23 protein-coding genes and 1 pseudogene are annotated in these 22,355 nt (G+C 72.0%); 11 read left to right on the top strand and 13 right to left on the bottom strand.

Annotated features, from left to right (window positions below):
- Positions 1 to 11: 11 nt before the first annotated feature.
- The 4 genes from LOK46_RS30860 to LOK46_RS30875 all read left to right on the top strand — a co-directional run bounded on the left by LOK46_RS30860 (position 12) and on the right by LOK46_RS30875 (position 2,429).
- Positions 12 to 512 (top strand): VOC family protein, encoded by a 501-nt coding sequence (locus LOK46_RS30860; protein ID WP_273565151.1) that lies wholly within the window; start codon positions 12 to 14, stop codon positions 510 to 512.
- The gene (locus tag LOK46_RS30865; protein WP_273565152.1) at positions 505 to 1,170 is read left to right on the top strand and encodes a dihydrofolate reductase family protein; all 666 of its coding nucleotides are present in this window, start codon (positions 505 to 507) and stop codon (positions 1,168 to 1,170) included. The genes LOK46_RS30860 and LOK46_RS30865 overlap by 8 nt, the downstream gene beginning before the upstream one ends.
- Positions 1,171 to 1,507: 337 nt before the next feature.
- Positions 1,508 to 2,044, top strand: coding sequence for a glyoxalase superfamily protein (locus LOK46_RS30870; protein ID WP_273565153.1), 537 nt, complete (start codon positions 1,508 to 1,510; stop codon positions 2,042 to 2,044).
- Positions 2,045 to 2,087: 43 nt separating this feature from the next.
- The gene (locus tag LOK46_RS30875) at positions 2,088 to 2,429 is read left to right on the top strand and encodes an MmcQ/YjbR family DNA-binding protein (protein ID WP_273565154.1); all 342 of its coding nucleotides are present in this window, start codon (positions 2,088 to 2,090) and stop codon (positions 2,427 to 2,429) included.
- 126 nt (positions 2,430 to 2,555) lie between these two features.
- Here LOK46_RS30875 and LOK46_RS30880 read toward each other — a convergent pair whose 3' ends face one another.
- The 3 genes and pseudogenes from LOK46_RS30880 to LOK46_RS30890 all read right to left on the bottom strand — a co-directional run bounded on the left by LOK46_RS30880 (position 2,556) and on the right by LOK46_RS30890 (position 4,873).
- The gene (locus tag LOK46_RS30880; protein ID WP_273565155.1) at positions 2,556 to 3,029 is read right to left on the bottom strand and encodes a YidB family protein; all 474 of its coding nucleotides are present in this window, start codon (positions 3,027 to 3,029) and stop codon (positions 2,556 to 2,558) included.
- A gap of 316 nt (positions 3,030 to 3,345) precedes the next feature.
- A pseudogene (locus tag LOK46_RS30885) lies at positions 3,346 to 3,696 on the bottom strand (nuclear transport factor 2 family protein); the annotation flags it as partial.
- 160 nt (positions 3,697 to 3,856) lie between these two features.
- Positions 3,857 to 4,873, bottom strand: coding sequence for an LLM class flavin-dependent oxidoreductase (locus tag LOK46_RS30890; protein ID WP_273565156.1), 1,017 nt, complete (start codon positions 4,871 to 4,873; stop codon positions 3,857 to 3,859).
- Positions 4,874 to 5,098: 225 nt separating this feature from the next.
- On the opposite strand from LOK46_RS30890, the gene LOK46_RS30895 reads away from it, so the two are divergent.
- Positions 5,099 to 6,385 carry a hydantoinase/carbamoylase family amidase gene (locus LOK46_RS30895; protein WP_273565157.1) on the top strand — a complete coding sequence of 429 codons (1,287 nt, stop codon included), beginning with the start codon at positions 5,099 to 5,101 and terminating at the stop codon, positions 6,383 to 6,385.
- Positions 6,386 to 6,395: 10 nt separating this feature from the next.
- Here LOK46_RS30895 and LOK46_RS30900 read toward each other — a convergent pair whose 3' ends face one another.
- On the bottom strand, positions 6,396 to 7,406 hold the full coding sequence (locus LOK46_RS30900) for a glycosyltransferase (protein WP_273565158.1): 1,011 nt from the start codon (positions 7,404 to 7,406) through the stop codon (positions 6,396 to 6,398).
- A gap of 141 nt (positions 7,407 to 7,547) precedes the next feature.
- On the opposite strand from LOK46_RS30900, the gene LOK46_RS30905 reads away from it, so the two are divergent.
- Positions 7,548 to 8,633: an acyltransferase family protein gene (locus LOK46_RS30905; RefSeq protein WP_273565159.1), complete on the top strand. Its 1,086-nt coding sequence runs from the start codon at positions 7,548 to 7,550 to the stop codon at positions 8,631 to 8,633.
- A 257-nt stretch (positions 8,634 to 8,890) separates the two neighbouring features.
- Here LOK46_RS30905 and LOK46_RS30910 read toward each other — a convergent pair whose 3' ends face one another.
- The 5 genes from LOK46_RS30910 to LOK46_RS30930 form a co-directional block, all read right to left on the bottom strand.
- Positions 8,891 to 10,057 (bottom strand): M24 family metallopeptidase, encoded by a 1,167-nt coding sequence (locus tag LOK46_RS30910; protein WP_273565160.1) that lies wholly within the window; start codon positions 10,055 to 10,057, stop codon positions 8,891 to 8,893.
- Positions 10,058 to 10,083: 26 nt separating this feature from the next.
- The gene (locus tag LOK46_RS30915) at positions 10,084 to 10,764 is read right to left on the bottom strand and encodes a GntR family transcriptional regulator (RefSeq protein ID WP_273565161.1); all 681 of its coding nucleotides are present in this window, start codon (positions 10,762 to 10,764) and stop codon (positions 10,084 to 10,086) included.
- Positions 10,765 to 10,831: 67 nt separating this feature from the next.
- Positions 10,832 to 11,641: a transporter substrate-binding domain-containing protein gene (locus LOK46_RS30920; RefSeq protein ID WP_273565162.1), complete on the bottom strand. Its 810-nt coding sequence runs from the start codon at positions 11,639 to 11,641 to the stop codon at positions 10,832 to 10,834.
- Positions 11,642 to 11,708: 67 nt separating this feature from the next.
- Entirely contained in the window at positions 11,709 to 12,392 is a 684-nt protein-coding gene (locus LOK46_RS30925; protein ID WP_273565163.1) for an amino acid ABC transporter permease, read from the bottom strand.
- A gap of 34 nt (positions 12,393 to 12,426) precedes the next feature.
- Positions 12,427 to 13,233, bottom strand: a complete 807-nt coding sequence (locus LOK46_RS30930; protein ID WP_273565164.1) for an amino acid ABC transporter ATP-binding protein — start codon at positions 13,231 to 13,233, stop codon at positions 12,427 to 12,429.
- A gap of 323 nt (positions 13,234 to 13,556) precedes the next feature.
- On the opposite strand from LOK46_RS30930, the gene LOK46_RS30935 reads away from it, so the two are divergent.
- The 5 genes from LOK46_RS30935 to LOK46_RS30955 are packed head-to-tail and all read left to right on the top strand — an operon-like array spanning position 13,557 to position 17,818.
- Complete coding sequence (locus LOK46_RS30935; protein WP_273565165.1) at positions 13,557 to 14,813, top strand: Zn-dependent hydrolase; 1,257 nt, start codon at positions 13,557 to 13,559, stop codon at positions 14,811 to 14,813.
- 26 nt (positions 14,814 to 14,839) lie between these two features.
- Positions 14,840 to 15,613, top strand: a complete 774-nt coding sequence (locus tag LOK46_RS30940) for a LamB/YcsF family protein (RefSeq protein WP_273565166.1) — start codon at positions 14,840 to 14,842, stop codon at positions 15,611 to 15,613.
- The gene (gene pxpB, locus LOK46_RS30945; protein WP_273565167.1) at positions 15,606 to 16,340 is read left to right on the top strand and encodes a 5-oxoprolinase subunit PxpB; all 735 of its coding nucleotides are present in this window, start codon (positions 15,606 to 15,608) and stop codon (positions 16,338 to 16,340) included. Before LOK46_RS30940 ends, pxpB begins: the two co-directional genes overlap by 8 nt.
- Complete coding sequence (locus tag LOK46_RS30950; protein WP_273565168.1) at positions 16,333 to 17,367, top strand: biotin-dependent carboxyltransferase family protein; 1,035 nt, start codon at positions 16,333 to 16,335, stop codon at positions 17,365 to 17,367. Before pxpB ends, LOK46_RS30950 begins: the two co-directional genes overlap by 8 nt.
- Before the next feature lie 37 nt (positions 17,368 to 17,404).
- Positions 17,405 to 17,818: a VOC family protein gene (locus LOK46_RS30955; RefSeq protein ID WP_273565169.1), complete on the top strand. Its 414-nt coding sequence runs from the start codon at positions 17,405 to 17,407 to the stop codon at positions 17,816 to 17,818.
- Positions 17,819 to 17,877: 59 nt separating this feature from the next.
- Here LOK46_RS30955 and LOK46_RS30960 read toward each other — a convergent pair whose 3' ends face one another.
- The 4 genes from LOK46_RS30960 to LOK46_RS30975 form a co-directional block, all read right to left on the bottom strand.
- Complete coding sequence (locus LOK46_RS30960; protein ID WP_273565170.1) at positions 17,878 to 19,473, bottom strand: ABC transporter substrate-binding protein; 1,596 nt, start codon at positions 19,471 to 19,473, stop codon at positions 17,878 to 17,880.
- A 133-nt stretch (positions 19,474 to 19,606) separates the two neighbouring features.
- Positions 19,607 to 21,130 (bottom strand): class I adenylate-forming enzyme family protein, encoded by a 1,524-nt coding sequence (locus LOK46_RS30965; RefSeq protein WP_273565171.1) that lies wholly within the window; start codon positions 21,128 to 21,130, stop codon positions 19,607 to 19,609.
- A complete protein-coding gene (locus tag LOK46_RS30970; RefSeq protein WP_273565172.1) occupies positions 21,127 to 21,939 on the bottom strand; it encodes a VOC family protein in 813 nt (270 codons plus the stop codon). Before LOK46_RS30970 ends, LOK46_RS30965 begins: the two co-directional genes overlap by 4 nt.
- A complete protein-coding gene (locus tag LOK46_RS30975) occupies positions 21,936 to 22,355 on the bottom strand; it encodes a PaaI family thioesterase (protein ID WP_273565173.1) in 420 nt (139 codons plus the stop codon). The genes LOK46_RS30970 and LOK46_RS30975 overlap by 4 nt, the downstream gene beginning before the upstream one ends.

A 22,355-nucleotide genomic window follows, 5' to 3' on the forward strand; every position in this document is an offset into this window, starting at 1 on the left:
GGGGCCCGATCATGGCGAGCGACACGCTGACGACCTGCCTGTGGTTCGACCACGGCGAGGCGCGCAGGGCCGCGGACTTCTACGCCGCGACCTTCCCCGACAGCCATGTCGGCGCCCCCATGAACGCCCCGTCGGATTACCCGGGCGGGTCCGCGGGCGACGAGCTCACGGTCGCGTTCACGGTGCTCGGCCGGCCGTTCGTCGGCCTGAACGGCGGCCCCGCCTTCCGGGCCAATCAGGCGGTCAGCTTCATGGTGCTGACCGAGGATCAGGCGGAGACCGACCGGTACTGGGACGCCATCGTGGGCCACGGCGGCGCGGAGAGCCAGTGCGGCTGGTGCACCGACCGCTGGGGCTTCTCCTGGCAGATCACCCCGCGCGCGCTCCTGCGCGCCAACAGCCACCCCGACAGGGTCGCGGCCCGGCGCGCGTTCGAGGCCATGATGACCATGCGCCGGATCGACATCGCCCGGATCGAGGCCGCCCTCCGCGGGGACTCCGCCCATGCGTAAGATCACCGGCTCCCTCTTCCAGTCGCTCGACGGCGTGATCCAGGCACCGGGCGGTCCGGAGGAGGATCAGACCGGCTTCGCGCAGGGCGGCTGGACCTTCCCGTACTTCGACGCGTCGCTCGCCGGGCCGATGGGCAAGCTGCTCGGGGGTGCGTACGAGCTGCTGCTCGGCCGGCGAACCTACGAGATCTTCGCCGCCTACTGGCCGCACAACGCCGACCAGCCGATCGGCGCGACCTTCAACGCGATCCGCAAGCACGTCGTGACCGGAAGCGACGCGGCGCTCGGCTGGAACAACAGCCGGCGCCTCGCCGGCGACCCGGTCGCGGCGATCACCCGCCTCAAGGAGAGCGAGGGCCCCGACCTCCTCATCCAGGGCAGCAGCATGCTCTATCCGGCGCTGCTGCCGGCGGGCCTCATCGACCGGATCGTCCTGATCACCTTCCCGGTCATGCTCGGCCGCGGTAAGCGCTGGTACGCGGACGACCCGGCGGCGGCGCGCACCTGGACGCTGGTCGAGCAGTCCCTCTCGCCGAAGGGCGTCCACTTCGCGGCGTTCGCGCGGGACGGGGCGGTTCAGACCGGCAGTTTCGCCAGCAAGCCCCCGAGCGCGGACGAGCTCGCGCTCCGCGCGCGCCAGGCGGCGGGTCGCTGGTAGACCGTCGCCGGAGCCGGGCTCTGTGACGGTCACCCGCGGCGGCGGTCTCCTGAGGGGGCTGCCCGCCCCGGCACGCCGGGTATCGGCGTCGGTCCCGGGCCTGGTCCGGCCGCGCGCTGGAAGCTTTGTCGTCGGCCCTCGTGCCGGCGTTCCCGTCCGCCTCTTGGCGGCCGCGGCGCGGCCGGGGTGGCCTGCCGCCAGGCCGATGCTGCCTGCCGCTCGCCCCGGGACAGGGATGGTGAAAGCATCGCGGACGACCACCCCCACCGTGTCCCTGACCGGCGCCGGGTCGGCAACGCGGGCACCGACGGACCGACGCCGCCTCGGTGAGAGGACCATGACGACCGTCGACCGGGCCAAGACCATGCCCAAGCGGCAGCGCGCCGCGCTGGCAGCCCGCGACTGCGCCGTCCCGCACGCGGCCGCCCTCGAACTCGTCGCCGCCGGGCTGGGCGACGACGACTGGAACACTGCCTGCGCCGTCCTGGACCGGGACGCGGATGACGGCCCCCGCTTCCTGGAGGCGGTGCCGGTTCTGCGCATCTTCGACGAGGCCAAGGCGCGCGAATTCGACTGCGGCTTTCTCGGCTTCACGCCCGGGTTCGAGCACCGGTTCGAGCCCGGTCTGCCGCTCTACATGGAGGTCGCCCGCGCGGGATTGCGGCTGCACCTGTCCGAGCACCACGGCGACGCCAGCCCCGGCTCGACCGTGTTCGTGCCGATGCGCGGCATCCGTGCCCATCATCGGGCATTGATCGACACGCGCTACGCCTATGCCCGGCCCGGGCTCGAGCCGGCGCCCTGGGGCGAGGTGCTGGAGGTGGCGGATCCATTCTGGAACCGGCTGCGATCCTGCGAGCGCCGGACCGGGTGACTGGTGGGCGGTCCGATCCGCCGACCCAGGGAGGAGGGCCGCGATGGGCGTCGATATCGCGCGCGTGAAGGCGCTCATCGCGACGTTGGAGGCGGTGACCTCCGCCCCCCACTTCCACCGGACGGCCTTCCGGACGCCGCGCAAGACCTTCGCGACGCTGGACGAGGTCGCCCACGACATCAACCTGATGTTCGACCCGGACCTGCGCGACTTCTTCTGCGAGCAGGTGCCGGCGGTGTTCAGCCCCGTTCCTGGCGGCTGGGGGCGGATGGGCGCGACGCGGTGCGACCTCGCGGTGGTCGACGAGGCGACCCTGATGTCGGCCCTCACGGCGGCCCACCGGCTCGCGGCACCGAAACCGCGCGCGCGGCGCGGCGGCGCCTGAGGCCTGCGCAGGTCGCGCACGCCCGGAGGCGGTCTACGGGCCGTGCGCCGTCGGGCGCTCACGCGTTCCCGACGGCCGTGACAGTCCCGAAACCCCGGGGGCCGGGATCCGTCCGCCGGCCAGAGGTCAGGCCGGGATCCGTCCGTCGGGCGTGTAGCGGTCCACGGCCCGGGGGAGCTCGCGGGACAGCCGGGAGATCAGCTCCTCGCGGGACAGCCCGGTGCGCTGCGTGAGGGCCGCGAGGACGTCGGGGCCGATCGCCTGCTCCAGGTGGTGCGGCGCGATCTCCTGGTTCGGTCCCGGGTCGACCCAGGACTGGGCGGCCGCCCCGTGGCCGGCCTGCTGGAAGCGGTCCAGCATCTCGCCCAGGCCGCTGTGCAGGAACCCGCCGGCGGCCTCGCCGCGCCGATCGCCCAGCAGGCCGCCGAGGAACCCGCCCGCGCCGCTGCCGCTGCTGGAGCCGCTTCCCGGGCCGCCGGGGCCCGCGGGCGCGGTCTGACCGGCACCGCCCAGCAGTTCGGCGAGCTTGTCGCGATTCTGGTAGCCTGCCAGGGCGAGGAGGCCCAGGAGCGCCGTCATCGAGGGGTAGCCATCACTCATGGTTCGTCTCCGGCAGCCGGCAGCGGGCACGCGCCCGCCGGCCATGCGACGCCAACGAACGCGCACGGGCCCGGTTGCGATGCAGGCGGCCCTGCCGATGCCGATGCCGGCGCGCGCCTGGCTGCGCCCGACCTGCCCGCGCGATCGGGATCCGGACACGGCCCACCGTGGCGAAGCGGCGATGGCGCGGGCCCCGGAAGCGGCCTGTCCGTCACCCCGGCCCTCTCCCGCTCGGGAGAGGGGGCACGTCGTCGCTGCCTTGGCCTGAAGCGCGCGTCTCCCGCGCCGGCGCCGCCCCGACGGGGTTGTCGACGCCGATCGGGTAGGTGCCGTGCCCCGCGCGCACCCGGCCGTCCTCGAAGAGCAGCACCTCGCTGACGCTCACGCCCTTCTGGTTGCGATACTGGATGACCAGCGTGTCGATGCCCGCGAAGACCTGCTCCACCGCGAAGCGCAGATCCGGGATCCGCCGCAGGGCCTCCGTCCAGTAGGCGCGCAGGTCATCCTTGCCCCGCACCGTTCCTCCCGAAGCGGGCACGATGCGCGCGGCGCCGGGCGAGGTGAACACGGCGTCGTCGTGGAAATGGACCAGCACCCGCTCGACATCGTGCGCGTTCCAGGCGGCGCACCATTCGTCCGCGAAGGCGTTCCAGTCCAGGTGCGACATCCCGGGAATCCCCTCCGGGTCCGGGACCCGAGCGCGCCGGTACCGCGGGCCGGGCCCACGGGGAGGTTACCGCACGGCCGCGGCGCTGGGTAGGCCGACGGACCGGGCCGGCCGAGCGGCTGCGCGTCTTCGAGGCCGACGATGCCGCCCGCAGGGCGGATCATCGCCACCCGAGCGCGGGTGCCACGTGCGTGAGCAGGCTCTCGATGAGATGGGCGTTGTAGGCGACGCCCAGCTGGTTCGGGACCGTCAGCAGCAGGGTGTCGGCCTCGGCGATCGCCTCGTCGGCGCGCAGCTCGTCGATCAGCCGGTCCGGCTCCGCGGCGTAGGAGCGGCCGAACACCGCCCGCATGTTGTCGATGATGCCGACTTGGTCGCTGCTCGCGCCGCGCCCGAAATAGGCGCGGTCGCGGTCGTTCACGAGCGCGAAGATCGAGCGCGAGACCGAGACCCGCGGCGTGCGGGCGTGCCCCGCATCCTGCCACGCCTGCCGGTAGCGGCGGATCTGCCGGGCCTGCTGGACGTGGAACGGCTCGCCGGTCTCGTCCGCCTTCAGAGTCGAGCTCTGCAGGTTCATGCCCTGCCGCGCCGCCCAGATCGCGGTCGCGTCGGAGGCCGATCCCCACCAGATCCGGTCCCGCAGCCCTTCGGAATGCGGCTCCAGGCGCAGGAGCCCCGGCGGGTTGGCGAACATCGGCCGCGGGTTGGGCTCGGCGAACCCTGTGCCCTTCAGCAGGTCGAGGAACACCTCGGCGTGCCGGCGCCCCATATCGGCGTCCGTCTCGCCCTCGGCCGGGGCGAAGCCGAAGTGCCGCCAGCCGTCGACGACCTGCTCGGGCGAGCCCCTGCTGAGCCCGAGCTGCAGGCGTCCGCCCGCGATGAGGTCCGCCGACCCGGCATTCTCGACCATGGAGTGCGGGTTCTCGTAGCGCATGTCGATCACGCCGGTGCCGATCTCGATGCGCTTCGTCCGGGCGCCCACCGCCGCCAGCAGCGGGAAGGGCGAGGCGAGCTGGCGCGCGAAATGGTGGACCCGGAAATAGGCGCCGTCCGCCCCGAGCTCCTCCGCGGCGACCGCGAGGTCGATCGACTGCAGGAGTGTGTCGGCCGCACTGCGCGTCGCCGACCCGCCGGTCGGCGACCAGTGCCCGAAGGACAGGAACCCGATCGCCTTCATCCGCAGAACCTCTGCCCGCCCGCCTGCCGGGACCGGCGATAGCCGCCGGAGCCGGGTCGGGCAACGATCCCGCGCCGCGGGGCTGACCCGCGCGGCTGGCCGCGCGCCCCGCGATCCGGCAGACTCGGTCTCCGTGACGGGGCCGGTGTTCCTGCGGGTCGGCACGATAGTGGCAGGGGCACCGGCGGGCCCGTTCCGGAGACCGGCGCCCGGGGAGGCGTAGCGATGGACCGCGTGTCCGCCATCACGGCAGCCGTGCGCGCGCAGCGCGGCCGGGTCGAGGGTCTGTTCGCGGAGCTGGCCCGGTGCGGCCGGACGGAGCCCGGCTTCACCCGGCCCTCCTACAGCCCGGAGGAGACGGCGGCGCACGCGGTGGCGGCGCGCTGCGCCGCGGATCTCGGCCTCGCGATCGGCCGGGACGCCGCCGCCAACACCGCGATGACGCTGCCGGGGCGGGACCGGACCCTGCCGCCGATCCTGATCGGCTCCCACCTCGACACCGTGGCCCAGGGGGGCAACTTCGACGGCGCCGCCGGCGTGGTGGCCGGGCTCGCCGCCGTCGCGGCGATCCGCGCGCTCGGCCTGGAGCCGGAGCGGGACATCACCGTCCTGGGCATCCGCGCCGAGGAGAGCGTCTGGTTCCAGGTCTCCTACATCGGGAGCCGCGCGGCCCTCGGAGCCCTGCCGGACGGCGCGCTCGACGCGGCGCGGATCGACAGCGGCCTCAGCCTCGCCGACCACATCGCCCGGGAGGGCGGCGACCCGGACGCGCTCGCCCGCGGCCCAGCGGCCCTCGATGCCGCCGCGATCCACGCCTTCCTGGAGGTGCATATCGAGCAGGCGCCGAGCCTGGAGGAGGCCGGGATCCCGGTCGGGTTGTGCACCGGGATCCCCGGCAACGTCCGCTATCCCGACGTCCGCATCGCCGGCCGCTACGACCATGTCGGGACGCCGCGCCGCTTCCGGCGCGACGCGGCCATGGCGGGGGCCGAGATCGCCCTGGCGCTGGACCGGGTCTGGGCGGAGCGCGAGGCGGCCGGCTGCCCGATGGCCGTCACCTTCGGCCGGTTCCACACCGACGCCGCGGCGCACGGCCTGACGACGGTCCCGGGCGAGTTCCGGTTCAGCCTCGACATGCGGGCCTACGCGGCCGAGGGGCTGGCCGAGCTGGAGGCGGCGTTCCTGGCAGCGGTGGCGGCGGTGTCGGCGCGCCGCGCCGTGACCGTGACGCTGGGCCCGCGCGCCGAGGCGGGCGTCGGCGCGGTCGCGCCGCGGATCCGCGACGGGTTCGCGGCGGCCGCGGGCGCGCTCGGCATCGCGACGCGGCCCCTCGGCAGCCCGGCCTCCCACGACGCCGCCGCCTTCGCGAAGGCCGGCGTGCCGATGGCGATGCTGTTCGTGCGCAACGCCAACGGCAGTCACAATCCGCGCGAGGCCATGGCGATCGACGACCTGCTCGACGCCGTGGCGATCCTCACCGCCTGGCTGGTGGCGGAGACCTGCGGCGGCTGATAGGGCAGCGTTAGCGACGGACGAGCGTGAACTTGAGGTCCTTGGCGATCGACCGCCACCGGATGGTGCCGTCGTGGACGGCACAGTAGGTCCCGGAGGTCACCAACTCCGCCAGGCGCCTGAGCGCGTCGAGGCGTGAGGCCGACCGGTAGATGTTTTCCCGTGCCTCGAGTTGGTGCAGCGCGCGCTGTAGGAACCCGACCGCGCGGGCCCGATCGAAGAGCGGAAAGGTTCGTGTCGTCGCATCCGGCAGACGCATGACGATCCCGATCATCGCGGCCGTGGCCTCCCTGTAGGGATCCGATCCGCCGGCCATGGTCCGCGGCCGGGGATCCCGCGCGCGCTTGCCGTCACCGAACAGATTGTTGCCGTGCTGCCGATAGCGGACGAGCGGGACATCGACCTCGACGACCTGCCCGACGATTTGGGCGAGGAATGTCACCCACCGGTCGTGGGCGATCTTCTCGCCGGGCACGATGAAATCGGTGAAGCGGTCTTCGATATCCCACAGATCGAGGAGGTCGCGGCGGAAGACGATCGAGAAACCGAAGAACGTCAGCCAGGGATCGTAGCTCAGCGGCGGCTTCACACCGTCGCGCGAGATGCCCTGCGAGAAGAATCGGAGCGGGCGATTGCTCGCGTCAACGCACAAGGCGGTATGGGCGATCATGGAGACGGCGCGATCATCGATGTAACGCGTGCACATCGCGATCTTCGTCGAATCCCAGATGTCGTCCTGATCGCAGAATGCCACGAAATGCCCGCGCGCGCGCAGTGCTCCCCGCAAGAAATTGTCGCGAAAACCGAGCGCAGTGGAATTGCGAAAAATTCGGAACGGAATGTTGCTTAAAGATGTAAATTCTTGAACAATTTGGAGTGTATTGTCGATCGAATTATCGTCAGAGACAATAATTTCCAGCGGGGGCACGGTCTGCGTGACCAGGCTGTGCAGTTGCTCGCGAACGAACGCCGAACCATTATGTGTTGCGATAACGACCGATATACCGTGTTCGTATGGCATGACGCTCTTCCAAAGCGGATGAAAAATCAGTATCATTAAGTCATGAGGAAAGTATTGCTATCGTCCTGGCTGCGCCTTCAAGTCTGCGCGGCGGCAGGGAATACGGTATCCGGCTCGACCGTCCCAGCCCCTGCTGACAAAGTGGCACACTACGCCGCTCTGGACGGCATACGCGGCCTGTCAGCTTTATTCGTGCTTCTTTTTCATACGGGACGCTGGCTGGATGTTCCGTGGCTCGCCGTCAATGGCGGACTTTCCGTCGATACGTTCTTCACGTTGAGCGGATTCGTTCTGGCTCGCGCCTACAAAGATCGTCGGGATCGTCTGTCCAACACCGACTTTCTGCTGCAGCGTTTGGTGCGGTTAATGCCCATCATTGCGCTCGCGCTCTTCATCAGCGCGCCGTACGTCGCCCTGCGCAATTACATGATGTCCGATAGCACCTTCGCTATCCAGATCGTCGCCGCTGTATTTCTCGGGCTCCTCAACATTCCCTATTTCTATGCCCCGCCACAGATCGGCGGTTCTCAGGTCTTCCCGCTCAACGGTCCGCAGTTCTCGTTGTTTTTTGAGATAGTGATCAACGCTTTCTGGTGGTCCATCCGGCACGTCAATCCGCTCTACGCGTCGGCATCTCTCTATATCGTATCGTCCTGCTTCGTGCTGTCCTTCGGGACCGGAGGCGATCAGACGGACAATTTCATGCGCGGATTCGGCCACGTCGGGTCGTCATTCTTCATCGGCGTATTCTGCTACCAGATGAAGTCGGCGCTCGCCCGGCGGATCAACCTGAGGCCGGTTTTCTACGTCCTGCTCGTCGTGATGGTCGTGGTCTTCGCCATGCCGTACGAGCTCAATCACCATCAGCGGATGGTCTGGAAGCTGTTGCTCGCGCCGCTGCTCGTCGTCAGCGGATCATTCGTGACCCCGTCCTCCCCGTTGAAGGACCTCTCGATCTTCGGCGGGGATCTGTCGTATCCGATCTACGCCCTGCATTTCCCGATTTTCTCCTGGATCAACGGCCTGTACCAGAAGCTGAATGGCGAGAAATCGGCCGGGATCGAGGCGACTTTGTTCTTCTCGACAACGTTGATCTTGAGTTATCTGGCGCTGCGCTTCTACGACAAACCGGTTCGCGACCATCTCACGCGCCTGCTCAAGGCGACACGGAGGCCGAGCGACTTCCGCATATATCTGCACGGTCGAGAACGGCCCCACGGACCCTGAAAAGGATCCTCGTGCTAGCGGTGCAGGGTCAGGCTCTGGCGGATGCGGTCGTCCTGTCGGGACGTCCAGCACGCACCGCATCAAGGGATATCCGTGTGTCCGTCACCCATTGCGATGGAAAGCGGGCCTTCGATCGAAGGAGGCAGGACGACGGCGCGCGGTGACGGTGAACCCGGTTCGACCGCCGTCGAGCTTCACCCCTGAAGAAGGTCGCGCCCTTCGGATCGTCCCTCAAAGCCGCGACGATCCGCTACGTCTCACCGCAGCGACAGGGTGCGGGGCAGGTCGGACAGGGGCTCGACCCCGCTGGCAGTGACGATGACGGTCTCGGAGGCGCCGACCGTCCAGGCGCCGTAGCGGCGCAGGGTGGCCGGCAGGTGGAAGACCATGCCGGGCTCGATCGGCCGGTCCTGTCCGGTGAAGAGCGAGAGCAGAGCGCCCTCCCCCCAGTCCGGGGCGAAGGCGACGCCCATCGAGTAGCCGATCCGCTTGCGGAAGGCCGGGCCGTAGCCGGCCGCGTCGATGACGGCCTGCGCCGCCGCGTGCGGGGCGGCGCAGGGATGGCCGGGCCGGATCGCGGCGAGCGCCGCGTCGAGGGCGCGCAGGGCGCAGTCCATCATCCGCGACGCCTCGACCGGCGGCGGGCCGATCCAGACGCTGCGCATCAGCGCCGCGTGGTAGCGGGCGTGGCTGCCGGCGAGCTCGAGGAAGACCGCGTCGCCCGGCTCCAGCCGCCGCCGCCGCCACGTCATGTGCGGCAGACCGCTGCGCGGGCCCGACGCGACCAGGGGCTCCATCGCCATGGCCTCGGACCCGGCGGCCGTCGCGGCGGCCAGCATGGCGGCGGCGACGGCGTTCTCGTCGGTGCCCTCGGCGCAGGCGTCGAGCCCCGCGGCGAGCCCGGCCTGCGCGTACCGGGCCGCGGCCCGGATCGCCGCGAGCTCGGCCGCCGACTTCACCGCCCGCAAGGGGGCGAGGAGGCCGGAGCCGTCGGGCAGCGGGCCGTCTCCGAGGGCGGCGTCGATCCGCGCCGCGAGCGCCGGCGCGACGAACCAGCCGTCCCGCTCCAGGGCCGGCCGGGCGAGCCCGCGCCCGCGCACGAGGGCCGCCAGCGCCGCGGCCGGGTCGGCGCCGTCCGGGTAGGCCCGGATGTCGTCGAGCCAGGTGTTGGCGGCCGCGCCCGGCAGTTCGAGCTGCCGGACCAGGAGGGCCGGGTCGCCCTCCACCGGCACGAGGAGCGCCTGGAAGGCGAAGTAGCCGGCCGTCTGGCGGCCGGTCAGCCAGTAGATCGTCTCCGGGCCGGTCACCACGAGAGCGTCATGGCCGGCCGCCGCGATGGCGGCCCGGGCCGCCGCCTGCCGGGCGGCGAACTCCGCCTCCGGGAAGGCCGCCTCGCGGCCGCGCAGCTCCGTGAACTCGTGCATCGCGCCGCCCTCGCCCCAGACTTCGCTCAGACTTCGCTCAGGCGCCGGATGATGCCCTGCTTGAAGTTCTCGAGATGGGCCGCGATCGCGTCCGCCGCCGCCGCCGCGTCCCGGGCCCGCAGGGCGGCGACCACCGCGAGGTGCTCGCGATGGACCGCCTCGAACCGCTCGGGCATCCGGCTCAGGTTGAACATCTGCGTCTTGAGCCGCAGGTCCTTGATCGTCTTGGCGAGGGTCGCGTTGTGGCTGTGATCCGCGATCAGGTCGTGGAAGCGCCGGTCGACCTCCCAGTTGCCCGGCGCGTCCGGGTCGCCCGCCGCCAGCAGCGCCTCCATCTGCCGCTGCAGGTCCGCCAGCACCGCGTCGGCGATCCGACCGGTGGCCAGCGCGACGCTCTCGCGCTCCAGGAGGCGGCGGACATGCAGGATCTCGATCAGCTCGCGCAGGGAGAACTCCTTGACCACGAGCATCCCGCCGGGCTGCCGCTCGATCAGCCCCTCGGTCTCCAGCCGCGACATCGCCTCGCGGGTCGGGGTCCGGGAGATGTCGAGCATCTCGGCGAGGCGGCGCTCGTGCAGCACGGTGCCGGCCGGAAGGTCGCGGCGGACGAGCATGTCGAGCAGCCGGTCGTAGGCCATCTGCCCGAGGCTCTGCTCGCGCCGGGCACTGAGCGCCGTCGTGTACGACGCGGCGTCGAGGGTCTTCATCGCGTCCTCCCGGAGCGGCCGGCTGAGCCGCTCCCCATTCTTGTTCTCGCGCGTCCGCCGTACCCGCTCACATGGCGGGCGTGCGGATCGGCGCCTTCGGGGCCGGGTCATAGCCGATCAGCGGCGTGACGAGCTTGGCGTAGGTACCGTCGGCGACCATCTCGGCCAGGGCCTTGTTGACGGCGGCGTGCAGGTTCGGCTTGCCCTTCTTGATGGCGAAGCCCTTCTGGACCGTGCTCAGCGGCGCCTCGATCATCACCAGCGGCAGCTTGCGCGCCTTGATGGCGTAGTTGCCGGCCACGGCGTCGTTGATCACCGCGTCGATGTTGCCGCCGACGAGGTCCTGCATGGCGTCCGCGGCGGTCTTGTAGCTCTTCAGGGTGGCGCCGTGCTCCTCCGCGAGCTTGCCGAAGGTCGAGGCCGAGAGGGCGCCGACGTTGCGGCCCTTGAGATCCTCCGGCCCCTTGATGCCGGTGTCCTTGCGGGTGACGATCCGCGCGCCTGATTCGAGCCAGCCGTCCGCGAAGGCGACCTGCTTCTGCCGGGCGGGGGTGATGTCCATCGACTCGCTGGTGATGTCGTACTGATCGGCCATCAGGCCCACCAGCAGGGCGTCGAACTTGATGTTGACCGGGCTGTACTCGAGCCCGAGCCGGCGGCCGACCTCGCGCATCACCCGGACTTCCAGCCCGTCGAGCTCGCCGCTCGGCGTGCGCATGCTGAAGGGCGCGAACGTGCTGTCCGTCGCCACGATGAGCTTGCCGGGCTCGATCAACTCCAGCTTGCCCTCGGCCGCGCGGGTCGCGGGGGCGGCGAGGAGGCCGGCGCCGAGGCTGGCGCAGAGGGCAGCGAGGGCGAGGACGTTGCGGCGGTTCATGGTGATCTCCGGTCTCGGGACGGGGCGGGAGGTGTCGGCCGCGGCCCGTCCCGCGGCGGGGGGAGGCTCAGGACAGGCGGGCGTAGCGCCGCTCGAAATAGGCCGAGAGCTGCGACAGGATCGACGTGAGGCCGAGGTAGATCAGCGCCGCCGCGATGTAGAAGTCGAACGGCCGGAAGGTCGTGGCGATCATGAGCTGCGCGTAGAGCGTCAGCTCAACGACCGTGATCGTCGACAGGAGCGAGGTGTTCTTGACCGCCGAGATCGCCTCGTTGGTCAGCGACGGCAGGATCATGCGGAACACCTGCGGCAGGACGATCCGCACCATCATGATCCGCGGGTTCATGCCCAGCGCGAGCGCCGACTCGACCTGGCCCCGCGGGATCGCCGCGAGGCCGGCCCGGATGGTCTCGGCCACGTAGGCGCCGCTGCTGACGCCCAGCGCGATGATGCCGGCGGTCACGGGCGAGAGCTTCACCCCGATCTGCGGCATGCCGAAATACACGATGAAGACCTGGATCAGGGTCGGCGTGCCGCGGATGAACCAGACGTAGAAGCTCGCGAGCGCCCGGAAGGGCGCGAAGGACGAGCGCTTGCCCAGCGCCCCGAGCAGGCCGCAGACCCAGCTCACCAGGATGCTCGCCACCGTGACGCCGAGCACCACCAGGGTCGCCGAGACGAAGCCGGGGCCGTAGGTGACGACCTCGTCCGAGAGGGCGAGCCACCACTCCTGCAACGCCGTGCCGCTCATCGCCGTCCGATCTCCTCGAGGATGGGCCGGCGGCTCACGCCGTCTGTCCGAGCGCGGCGGGCGCGTGCAGCACGCGCCGGAGGAACTGGCGCAGCCGCTCGCTCCGGGGCGCGCCGATGATGTCGCCCGGTGGCCCGTCCTCGGCGATCACGCCGCCGTCGAAGAACAGGGTGCGGGTACCGACCTCCCGGGCGAAGGCCATCTCGTGGGTGACGAGCAGCATCGTCATCCCGTCCGCCGCGAGGGAGCCCATCAGCGCCAGCACCTCGCCCACCAGCTCCGGGTCGAGCGCCGAGGTGACCTCGTCGAACAGCATCACCTTGGGCGCCATCGCCAGGGCGCGCACGATCGCCACGCGCTGCTGCTGCCCGCCCGAGAGCCGCGACGGGTAGGCGTGGCGCTTCTCGTAGAGGCCGATGCGCTGGAGCAGCGCCTCCGCCTCCGCGACCGCCTGCCGGCGCGGCATCCGCCGCACCCGGATCGGTGCCTCGATGACGTTCTCCAGCACGGTCATGTGCGGCCAGAGATTGTAGCTCTGGAAGACCATGCCGATCCGCGCGCGCAGTTCGCAGAGCTGCTGCGGCGTCGGCTGGCGGCGGGCGCCCTGCTCGTAGTCGAAGGCGAAGCGCTCGAAATCCATGAAGCCGGAAGTCGGCGTCTCCATGAGGTTCAGGCAGCGCAGGAACGTGCTCTTGCCCGAGCCGCTCGCGCCGATGATCGACACGACCTCGCCCTCGTGGATGTCGAGGGAGATGCCCTTCAGGACCTCGTTGGCGCCGTAGCTCTTGTGCAGCTTCCTGATCTTCAGGAGCGGAGGCGCGGCCGTCTGGATCTGAGCCATCGTCGAACCCGATGTGATGCGATCATGTCGCGGATCTATGCTTCGATCCACGCCAGATAGACGCGTGTTTGCTGACTGATTGATGATATAAGCTACGGTATCTCGGTATTAATTTCGTGATCAAACCTGTTTTACGTTGCCAAGACCGCTTCGATGCCTTAGCAGAACCGGTATACCGCCGGCATTCAAGCGGTATTTTTGAGCATGGCTGCCTGCGACATGGTCATCGAGCTTCTGGATCCCGGTATCCCCTTCGCGACTGCGCCGGGCGCGTGCCTCATTGTTCAGCCGATGGACCCGGTCGGGCCGGCGCGGCAGCCCGCATGACCGGCCTCGCGATCGACCCGAATTTCTGCGCGGCGCTGTTCGCCGAGCTCCTGAGCTTCAGCCAGGACGCACCGGGCGTGACGCGGGCGGCCTACGGCACCGGCGAGGAGCGCGCCCACGCCCTGATGCGGTCCACCGGGCTGGCGCTCGGGCTCGCCGCCCAGACCGACGCGGCCGGCAACCTGTTCCTGACGATGGCGGGGCGCGACCCGGCGCTGGCGCCCTGGATGGTCGGCTCGCACGTCGACACGGTGCCCCACGGGGGCAATTTCGACGGGGCTGCGGGCGTGATCGGCGGGCTCGCGGCCGTCGAGGCCCTGCGCCGGGCGGGGATCGTGCCGGCGCGTCCCGTGACGGTGGCGGTGTTCCGGGCCGAGGAGAGCGTGTGGTTCCCGGCCTCCTATGTCGGCAGCCGGGCCGCGTTCGGCCTGCTGCCGACCGAGGCGCTCGACCTGCCCCGCGCCGATACCGGCCGGAGCCTGCGCGACCACATGGCCGCGCTCGGCCTGCGGCCGGAGGCGGTGGCGCGGGGCGAGCGGCTCCTCGACCCGGCGCGGATCCACGGCTTCGTGGAGATGCATATCGAGCAGGGTCCGGTCCTGGAGGCGGCCGGGATCCCGGTGGGCTTCGTCACGGCGATCAGCGGCAGCTTCCGCTACCGCAAGGCCGCCTGCTTCGGCCGCTACGGCCATTCCGGCGCCGTGGCGCGGGGCGCGCGCAGCGACGCCGTCTTCGCCCTCGCCGACCTGATCACCGGCCTGGATGCCCTCTGGGGAGCGCTCGAGGCGGAGGGATGCCCGGCCACGATCACGCTGGGCGAGGTCGCCACCGACCCGGTCCAGCACGCCTTCGCCAAGATCCCCGGCGAGGTCCGCTTCTGCCTCGACGTGCGCAGCACCGAGCCGGCCGTTCTCGACCGGGTCGAGGCGGCGCTCGCCGAGCGCGCCGCCGCCGTCGAGGCCGCCCGCGGAGTGCGCTTCGTCCTCGGCGAGCGCACCGGCAGCACCCCGGCGCGGATGAGCGCCGCGCTGGTCGAGGCCCTGTCGGGCCACGCGCGCCGGCTCGGGACGCCGTTCCGCACGATGGCGAGCGGGGCGGGGCACGACACCGCGACGCTGGCCGGCCAGGGCGTGCCGAGCACGATGATCTTCATCCGCAACCAGAACGGCAGCCACAACCCGGACGAGGCGATGCGGATCGAGGATCTGGGCGCGGCCGCGACCCTGGTGGCCCACTTGGTCGCCGAAGCCTGACCCCACGCGAGAGAAGGGATGCACCGATGATCGTCGATCTGAACTGCGACATGGGCGAGGGCTTCGGCGTCTACCGCCTGGGCGACGACGCCGAGATGCTGACCGTGGCAACCTCGGCCAACATCGCCTGCGGCTTCCACGCCGGCGACCCGCTGGTGATGCACGAGACCCTGAGCCGCGCCGCCGCCAACGGCGTGCAGGCCGGCGCCCACCCGAGCTTCCTCGACCTCTGGGGCTTCGGCCGGCGGCCGATCCACGGCGAGCGCCCGGCCGACATCGAGAAGGCGGTCCTCTACCAGGTCGGCGCCCTGCTGGCGCTGGCGCAGGATGCCGGCTGCCCGGTGCGCCACGTGAAGACCCACGGGGCGATGGGCAACATGGCCAACGAGGATGCCGACCTCGCCCTGGCGGTGGCCCGGGCGGTCCGCACCCTCGACCGCGACCTGATCTTCGTGGTCATGCCCGGCCTGGAGACCGAGCGGGCCGGCGAGAAACTCGGGCTGCCGATCGCGCGCGAGATCTACGCCGACCGCGCCTACGCGGATGACGGCACCCTGGTCTCGCGCAAGCTCCCGGGCGCCGTGCTGCACGATCCCGACGCGGTCTCGGAGCGCGTGGCGCGGATGCTGGAGGACGGGGCGATCACCTGCCTGTCCGGTCGGCGCATCCCGACCCGGATCGACACGGTCTGCGTCCACGGGGACACGCCCGGCGCCGTGGCCATGGCCCGCCGCCTGCGCGACGACTGCGCCGCCAAGGGCATCGTCCTGCGCCCGATGGCCGAGGTGCTCGGTGTCTGAGCCCGGCTACCGCCTCCTCGATAGCGGCGACCGGGCGCTCACGGTGGAACTCGGCCGCGCGGTCGATCCCGCGATCAACGCGCGGGTCATCGCCCTCGACGCGGCGCTCCGCGGCGCCGGACACCCGGGCCTCCTGGAGACCGTGCCGACCTACCGCTCGCTCCTCGTCCTCTACGATCCGGACCTGCTGCCCCGGGCCGACCTCGCGGCGCTGATCGCCGCGCACTGGCCGCCTCCGGAGGGGGCCGCGGGGTCGCTGCGCCGCTGGCGGGTGCCGGTCCATTACGGCGGCGCGCACGGCGCCGACCTCGACGACCTCGCCGCCGGGGCCGGGCTCAGCCCGGAGGCGGTGATCGCCCTTCATTCCGGCCGCGACTACCGCGTCTACATGATCGGGTTCGCCCCCGGCTTCGCCTATCTGGGCGGCCTCGATCCCCGGCTCCACGCGAGCCGGCGCACCGATCCCCGCCCCAAGACCCCGGCGGGCAGCGTCTCGATCGGCGGGAACCAGACCGGCGTCTCGCCGCCCCTGGAACTGCCGAGCGGCTGGCAGCTCATCGGCCGAACGCCCGCGCGCTCCTACGATCCGGCCCGGGCAGAGCCGTTCCTGTTCGCGGCCGGCGACCTGATCCGGTTCGAGCCGATCGACCGCGCCGCCTTCGACGCCCTCAGCGAGGCCGCCCGCGCCGGCGAGACCGTCGCGACCCTGGAGCGGATCGATGCCTGAGGGCCTGCGCGTCATCGCCCCCGGCGTGGCCTCGACCCTGCAGGATGCCGGGCGGCCGGGTTACCTGCGCTACGGAATCTCGGGGTCCGGCGCGATGGATCCGGACCTGCTGGCCCTGGCCAACGGCCTCGCCGGCAACCCCCTCGACGCCGCGGTGATCGAGATGGCGATGGTCGGTCCGACCCTCGTCTGCGAGACGGAGGCCTGCCGCGTCGCCCTCGCCGGGGCGCCCTTCGCGCTGAGCCTGAACGGCCGCGCCCTCGACCCGTTCACGGCCCACGACCTGCGGCGGGGCGACCGGCTCACCTTCGGCGCCCCGCGGCAGGGCCTGCGCGCCTGCCTGGCGGTCGCCGGGGGCTTCGCCGTCGCGCCGATGCTCGGCAGCGTGGCGACGCACACCCGCACCCGCCTCGGCGGCCTCGACGGCCATCCCCTGGCCGCGGGCGACCTGCTGCCCCTCGCGGCACCCGCGCACCGCGACCGCCCGCTGACCCTGCCGCCGGCCCACCGGCCGACCTTCGGCGGGCCGATCCGGGTGGTGCTCGGGCCGCAGGCCGACGGCTTCACCGCGGACGGCCTGCGGACCTTCCTCTCCGAGCCCTACACCCTCACGGCGCGGGCGGACCGGATGGGCTGCCACCTCGACGGGCCGCCGATCGCCCACGCGGACGGCTTCAACATCGTCTCGGACGGGATCGTGAACGGCTCGATCCAGGTGCCCGGCCACGGGCGGCCGCTGATCCTGCTCGCCGACCGCCACACCACCGGCGGCTACCCGAAGATCGCCACCGTGATCTCGGCGGATCTCGGCCGCCTCGCGCAGGTGCGGCCGGGGGAGACGATCCGGTTCGCGGCCGTCGCCGTCGCGGAGGCCCAGGCCATCGCCCGCGCGGCGCGGCGCGGCCTGGCCGCGCGGCTGGCGGCGCTGGTGCCGGCCGGCGGCGGCGCTCTCGACAGCGCGTTCCTGCTGTCCTGCAACCTCGTCGGCGGCGTCGTCTCGGCGCGCGCCCCCGATCCGGCGCCCTGAGGCCGCCGCCCCTCCCCCACGACGCAAGGGACCATCGATGCTCACGCCGTTCCACCTCGCCTACCACGTCACCGACCTCGACGCGGCGCGCCGCTTCTACGGGGGCGTCCTCGGCTGCCAGGAAGGCCGCAGCACCGAGACCTGGGTCGATTTCGACTTCTTCGGCCATCAGCTGTCGCTGCACCTGGGCGAGCCCTTCGCCACCACCCGGAGCGGGAAGGTCGGCGACCACGCGGTGATGATGCCGCATCTGGGCGTGGTGCTGCCGCTCGACGACTGGGAGGCGCTCGCCGGCCGCGTCGAGGCGGCCGGCATCGCCTTCGACATCCCGCCGGTCGTCCGCTTCGCCGGCGAGCCCGGCGAGCAGCGCACGATGTTCTTCTTCGATCCGAGCGGCAACCCGATCGAGGTCAAGGGTTTCCGGGATCTGGCCGGCGTCTTCGCGCACTGAGGCCCCTATCCGCGAAGCGGCCCGTCGCCGGAGCGGCGACGGGCGGGGCGCGACGCCCGTCAGGCGCGGCGGGCGTTCCAGAAGACGAACTGGCCGTCGACCATGTCCCGGAGGTCGCGTCGGAAGGCCGTCCGATAGAAGTACTGGCCGGTCGGCAGGTACGGGACGTCGCGCATCGCGAGGGTCTGCATCCGGGCCGCGATCGCCTTGCGGGCCGCCTCGTCCGGCGCCTCGATCCAGGCCTCGCGCAGGCTCTCCAGCTCGGGCAGGTCCGGCCAGCCGAAGAAGCCCTTCGGCCCGCCGCAGCGCAGGACCTGCTCGACGACCGGGTTGGCCATGTCGAGGCCGGTCCAGGTCGTGGCGAAGATATTCCAGCCGCCCTGATCGGGCGGCGCCTTGCTGGCGCGGCGGGTGACCAGCGTGCCCCAGTCGGACACGACGTACTGCACGTTCATCCCGAGGCGCTGGAGCAGGTCGTGCATGATCTCGCCGAGGGCGCCGAGCACGGGATTCTCACTCGTCGACATGAGCACGACGCGCTCGCCCTTGTACCCGGCCGCCACGAGGTCGCGCTTGGCCTTGGCGAGATCGCGCGGCCGGGTGAGCACGTCGAGGCCGGCATCGGTGGCCATCGCGGTCCCCGGCGTGAACAGGCCGACATCCTTGCGCCACAGCTTGGGATCGTCGCCGGCGGCCGCCGCCATGAAGTCCGCCTGCGACAGGGCCTCGAGGACCACCCGCCGGACCGCGGGCTTGTCGAAGGGCGGATGGAGGTGGTTCATGACGCCGGTGCCGAGGTTGCCGAGCGGCGAGGCGAGCTGCGTGGCGATCTGCGGGTGAGCCTGCAGCGTCGGCACGAGATCGCTGATCGGGTTCTCCCACCAGTCGACCTCGCCGTTCTGAAGGGCGGCGGCCGCGGTACCGGGGTCGGGCATGACCTGCCACTCGACCCGCTCGAAATGGACCCGCTTCGGCCCCGCCACCCAGGAGACCGCGCCGCCGTCGCGGGGCCGGTAGTCCGGGTTGCGGTCGTAGACCACGCGGGCTCCGACGAGCCGCTCGCTGGTGTTGAACCGGAACGGGCCGGAGCCGATCAGCTCGGGGATCTGCTGGGCCGGGTCGGTGGCGGCGAGGCGCTCGGGCATGATGACGAGGACTGGCGGGCCGAGTTTCGCCAGGGTCTCGAGCATCAGCCCGTAGGGGCGCTTCAGGCGGATGACGAAGGTCCGGTCGTCCGGCGCCTCCAGGGCGTCGGTGCGCGCCATCAGGGCCTGCCCGAGGCTGTCGCGCTGCGCCCAGCGCCGGATCGACGCGACGCAGTCGCGGCCCCGCACCGGCTCGCCGTCGTGGAATCTCAGCCCCTCGCGCAGCCGGAAGGTCCAGCGCCGCCCGTCCTCCTCGACCGTGTGGCCCTCGACCATCTGCGGCTGCGGCGTGAACTGCGCGTCGAGGCCGTAGAGCTGGTCGAACACCATGAGCGCGTGGTTGCGCGTGACGTAGGCGGTGGTCGTCACCGGATCGACGATGGTCAGGTCGGATTGCGGCACGAAGCGCAGGACGCTCGCCCGGGCGCCCTGGGCTAGGGCCGGGCGGGTCCGCAGGAGGGGCGCGGCGGCCGCGGCGGCGGCACCGCCGAGGAAGGTTCGTCGCAGCATGGGGGTCACTCCTGGCGTTCCGGGTCAGGCGGGCGGGGACGCGTGCGCCGGGCGCCTCTTCTCGCGAGGCCGATTTCCGCGGAAGCGCAGACCGCGGGAGTACAACTTGCAAGGGCCATTCCGCCCGGACCGGTCACGGGGCGCGGACGGCCTCTTCGGCGCGCCGGCGCAGGGCCGCGCGGTCGATCTTGCCGGTCGAGGCGAGCGGCAGCGCCGCGACGAACCAGACCCGACGTGGGTGCTGGTAGGCGGGCGCGTGTTCGAGCGCGTGATCCTTGAGGGCGGCCTCGTCGACGGTGGCGCCGGGCCGGCGGACCACGAAGGCGACGGGCTTGGTGCCCTTGATGGGATCCTCCACGGGCACCACGCAGGACTGGAGCACCGCGGGGTGGCGCTCCAGCACCCGCTCGACCTCGCCGGGAAAGATGTTCTCGCCGCCCGAGACGAACATGTCGTCGGTCCGGCCGAGGAAATAGTAGAACCCGTCCGCGTCGCGGCGGAAGACGTCGCCGGTGTCGTAGAACCCGTCCGGGGTGATCGGCACGGGCACGTCCGGCCGGTTGTGGTAGCCCAGCATGATCGCGGGGCTGCGCATCTGCAGGACGCCGGTCTCCGGCGCGTCCGGCCCGACGAGGCGCACCGCGACCCGGGGGTGCGGCGCGCCGACGGACGCGACCGGCGTCGGCAGGCCGTCCGGATGGTCGCCGAACACGACCGGGCCACCCTCGGTAGTCCCGTAGGCGTTGAGGATGCGGGCGTTCGGCAGCAGGGCGCGGATCTGCCGGGCCAGGGCGTCGCTGACCGGCGCCGAGCCCATCCGCACCGTCCGCACGCCGGTCAGGTCGGCCTCCGCCAGGAGATCCGGCTCCCGCAGCATCATGGCGATCATCGGCGGCACGGCGGTGAGCCACGTGCAGCTCTGGCGGTCGATCGCCGCGATGTAGGCCCGCGCCTCGAATTGCGGCAGCAGCACCATCGTGGCGCCGGCCGCGCAGACGAGGAGCGCCAGGGCCAGCGCGTTCATGTGGTAGAGCGGCGCCGCGACCAGCAGCCGGTCGTCGCGCAGGTCCGTCTCGGCGGCGCGGGTCCGCGCCACCCAGAGGTGGCTGGCATGGCTGAGCCGCACGCCCTTCGGCCGGCCCGTGGAGCCGGACGTGTAGAGGAACAGGGCCGCCTCGTCGGGCTCGGGCACGACCGGCGCGAAGGGCCCGGGATCGAGCCAGGCCGCGAAGCCCTCCGGCCCGCCATCGTCGAACCCGGCGATCCGGATATCGGGGTCGAGCCCCGCCAGCATCGCCCGGCGCGGGCCGTCGCAGAGCACGAGCCGCGCCCCGCAATCGGCGAGCACGGCGGCGATCGTGGCCGGCGGAAACTTGTGATTGATTGGGACCGGGACCACGCCGGCCCGCATCGCGCCGAGCAGCGCCGCGATCGTGTCGGGCCGGTTGGCCGAGAGGATCGCGACCCGCGCGCCGCGGGCGATCCCGCCGCGCAGCAGGCCGCGGGCGAAGGCGTCGGCCCGGGCATCGAGGCCGGCGCGGGTCATCACCGCGGGCTCGCCATCCGGGCCGACGCCGATGATCAGCGGCCTGTCCGGCGGCCCGGACCGGTCGACGAGGTCGCCGAGATTGGTCGGAGCCGTGGCCGCGCGCGTCACGGGGCCGCCCTGCACGCGAGGCGGAGGTCGAAGGCCGGCAGCGTCAGCGTGGCCGCGTCCGGCCCGTGCCGGACCCAGGCCGCCTCCGGGAGCGCGGCCGCGCGGGCCTCGAGCGCGTCGAGGCCGCGGAAGCGCAGTTCCAGGGCGGCGAAGCGGGCGGCCGGCCCCGGCACGATCGCGACCCGCGTCTCCCCGAGCCGCAGGGTCCAGCCGTCGCCGGTGGCTTCGGCGGGCGCGCCGCTGGCGGCCGCGTAGAGACGGGCGTCGGCCTCGGCCGCGGGGCTCTGGATCGTCAGAACGTCGATCCCCGAAAAACCGTTCGGATGGTCGAGCCATTCGGGCCGCCAGACGAGATCCGGGGTCAGGTGCTCGCAATGGTAGAGGCGGCCCGCCGGGAACCGGTCGGCCGGCACCCGCACCGTGCGGAACCGGGCCGCGTCCTCGCGGCCGTCGACGGTCACGGGGCGCGAGAAGGCGACGGGGGGGCCGGCCGCCAGCCCCACCTCCGCCAGCCGCGCATGCGTCGCGTCGGCGTCCCGGCTCGCCACGACGAGCCCGTTCAGGCCGAACGGGCTGTCCAGAACGTCCTGCCGCTGCGGGCCGGTCTCGGGAACGCCGACGAGCTCCAGGTAGGGGCCCGCCGTCATCATCAGGTGGTTGACGGAGCCGAGCGAGTGGTGGCCGCGCGGCGTCAACCGGAAGCCGAGGGCGGCGAACAGGTCCGCCGCTTCGTCCATCCGCCGCAGCACGTTGATCACGACGTGGTCGAGGGCCCCGTCCGCCGGGGCGCCGGGGGCCGGCCCCGTCATTTCGCCGGCGCCGTCATGTAGACGCCGCGGCCGCTCGCGAGCAGGCGCCCCGCGTCGTCGAGGATCTGCGCCTCGGCCACCGAGAGCTGGTTGCCGAACTTCACCACCGTGCCGCGGCAGGTGAGATCGCCCTGCATCGCGGCCCGGTGGTAGTCGACCCGCAGGTCCACCGTGGGGACGCCCCGGCCGGTCTTGGAGACCAGCGCCCAGTCGGCGGTGAGATCGACGAGCGTCGCCAGGATGCCGCCGTGGACGTAGCCGCGCTCGGCGTTGACGACCCATTCCGGCCGCCACGTCGCCTTCAGCTCGATCGTCCCCTCGCCGACGGCGACCACGGAGAGGCCGAGCCACTGGTGGAACGGGCCGCGCAGCAGCAGCGCCTCGACCTGCTCCTTGGTGAGGGGGGTGTCGGACAT

The organism is Methylobacterium sp. NMS14P, from assembly GCF_028583545.1.
Lineage (GTDB): Bacteria > Pseudomonadota > Alphaproteobacteria > Rhizobiales > Beijerinckiaceae > Methylobacterium.

Bases quoted from the DNA above. Each gene is read 5' to 3' on its own strand.
- LOK46_RS30925 (WP_273565163.1), bottom strand. From the start codon at position 12,392: ATGAGCGGCACGGCGTTGCAGGAGTGGTGGCTCGCCCTCTCGGACGAG.
- LOK46_RS30920 (WP_273565162.1), bottom strand. From the start codon at position 11,641: ATGAACCGCCGCAACGTCCTCGCCCTCGCTGCCCTCTGCGCCAGCCTC.
- LOK46_RS30890 (WP_273565156.1), bottom strand. From the start codon at position 4,873: ATGAAGGCGATCGGGTTCCTGTCCTTCGGGCACTGGTCGCCGACCGGC.
- LOK46_RS30915 (WP_273565161.1), bottom strand. From the start codon at position 10,764: ATGAAGACCCTCGACGCCGCGTCGTACACGACGGCGCTCAGTGCCCGG.
- LOK46_RS30880 (WP_273565155.1), bottom strand. From the start codon at position 3,029: ATGAGTGATGGCTACCCCTCGATGACGGCGCTCCTGGGCCTCCTCGCC.
- LOK46_RS30875 (WP_273565154.1), top strand. From the start codon at position 2,088: ATGGGCGTCGATATCGCGCGCGTGAAGGCGCTCATCGCGACGTTGGAG.
- LOK46_RS30870 (WP_273565153.1), top strand. From the start codon at position 1,508: ATGACGACCGTCGACCGGGCCAAGACCATGCCCAAGCGGCAGCGCGCC.
- LOK46_RS30950 (WP_273565168.1), top strand. From the start codon at position 16,333: ATGCCTGAGGGCCTGCGCGTCATCGCCCCCGGCGTGGCCTCGACCCTG.
- LOK46_RS30865 (WP_273565152.1), top strand. From the start codon at position 505: ATGCGTAAGATCACCGGCTCCCTCTTCCAGTCGCTCGACGGCGTGATC.
- LOK46_RS30960 (WP_273565170.1), bottom strand. From the start codon at position 19,473: ATGCTGCGACGAACCTTCCTCGGCGGTGCCGCCGCCGCGGCCGCCGCG.
- LOK46_RS30955 (WP_273565169.1), top strand. From the start codon at position 17,405: ATGCTCACGCCGTTCCACCTCGCCTACCACGTCACCGACCTCGACGCG.
- LOK46_RS30895 (WP_273565157.1), top strand. From the start codon at position 5,099: ATGGACCGCGTGTCCGCCATCACGGCAGCCGTGCGCGCGCAGCGCGGC.
- LOK46_RS30910 (WP_273565160.1), bottom strand. From the start codon at position 10,057: ATGCACGAGTTCACGGAGCTGCGCGGCCGCGAGGCGGCCTTCCCGGAG.
- LOK46_RS30900 (WP_273565158.1), bottom strand. From the start codon at position 7,406: ATGCCATACGAACACGGTATATCGGTCGTTATCGCAACACATAATGGT.
- LOK46_RS30940 (WP_273565166.1), top strand. From the start codon at position 14,840: ATGATCGTCGATCTGAACTGCGACATGGGCGAGGGCTTCGGCGTCTAC.
- LOK46_RS30970 (WP_273565172.1), bottom strand. From the start codon at position 21,939: ATGACGGGGCCGGCCCCCGGCGCCCCGGCGGACGGGGCCCTCGACCAC.
- LOK46_RS30860 (WP_273565151.1), top strand. From the start codon at position 12: ATGGCGAGCGACACGCTGACGACCTGCCTGTGGTTCGACCACGGCGAG.
- LOK46_RS30930 (WP_273565164.1), bottom strand. From the start codon at position 13,233: ATGGCTCAGATCCAGACGGCCGCGCCTCCGCTCCTGAAGATCAGGAAG.
- LOK46_RS30935 (WP_273565165.1), top strand. From the start codon at position 13,557: ATGACCGGCCTCGCGATCGACCCGAATTTCTGCGCGGCGCTGTTCGCC.
- LOK46_RS30975 (WP_273565173.1), bottom strand. From the start codon at position 22,355: ATGTCCGACACCCCCCTCACCAAGGAGCAGGTCGAGGCGCTGCTGCTG.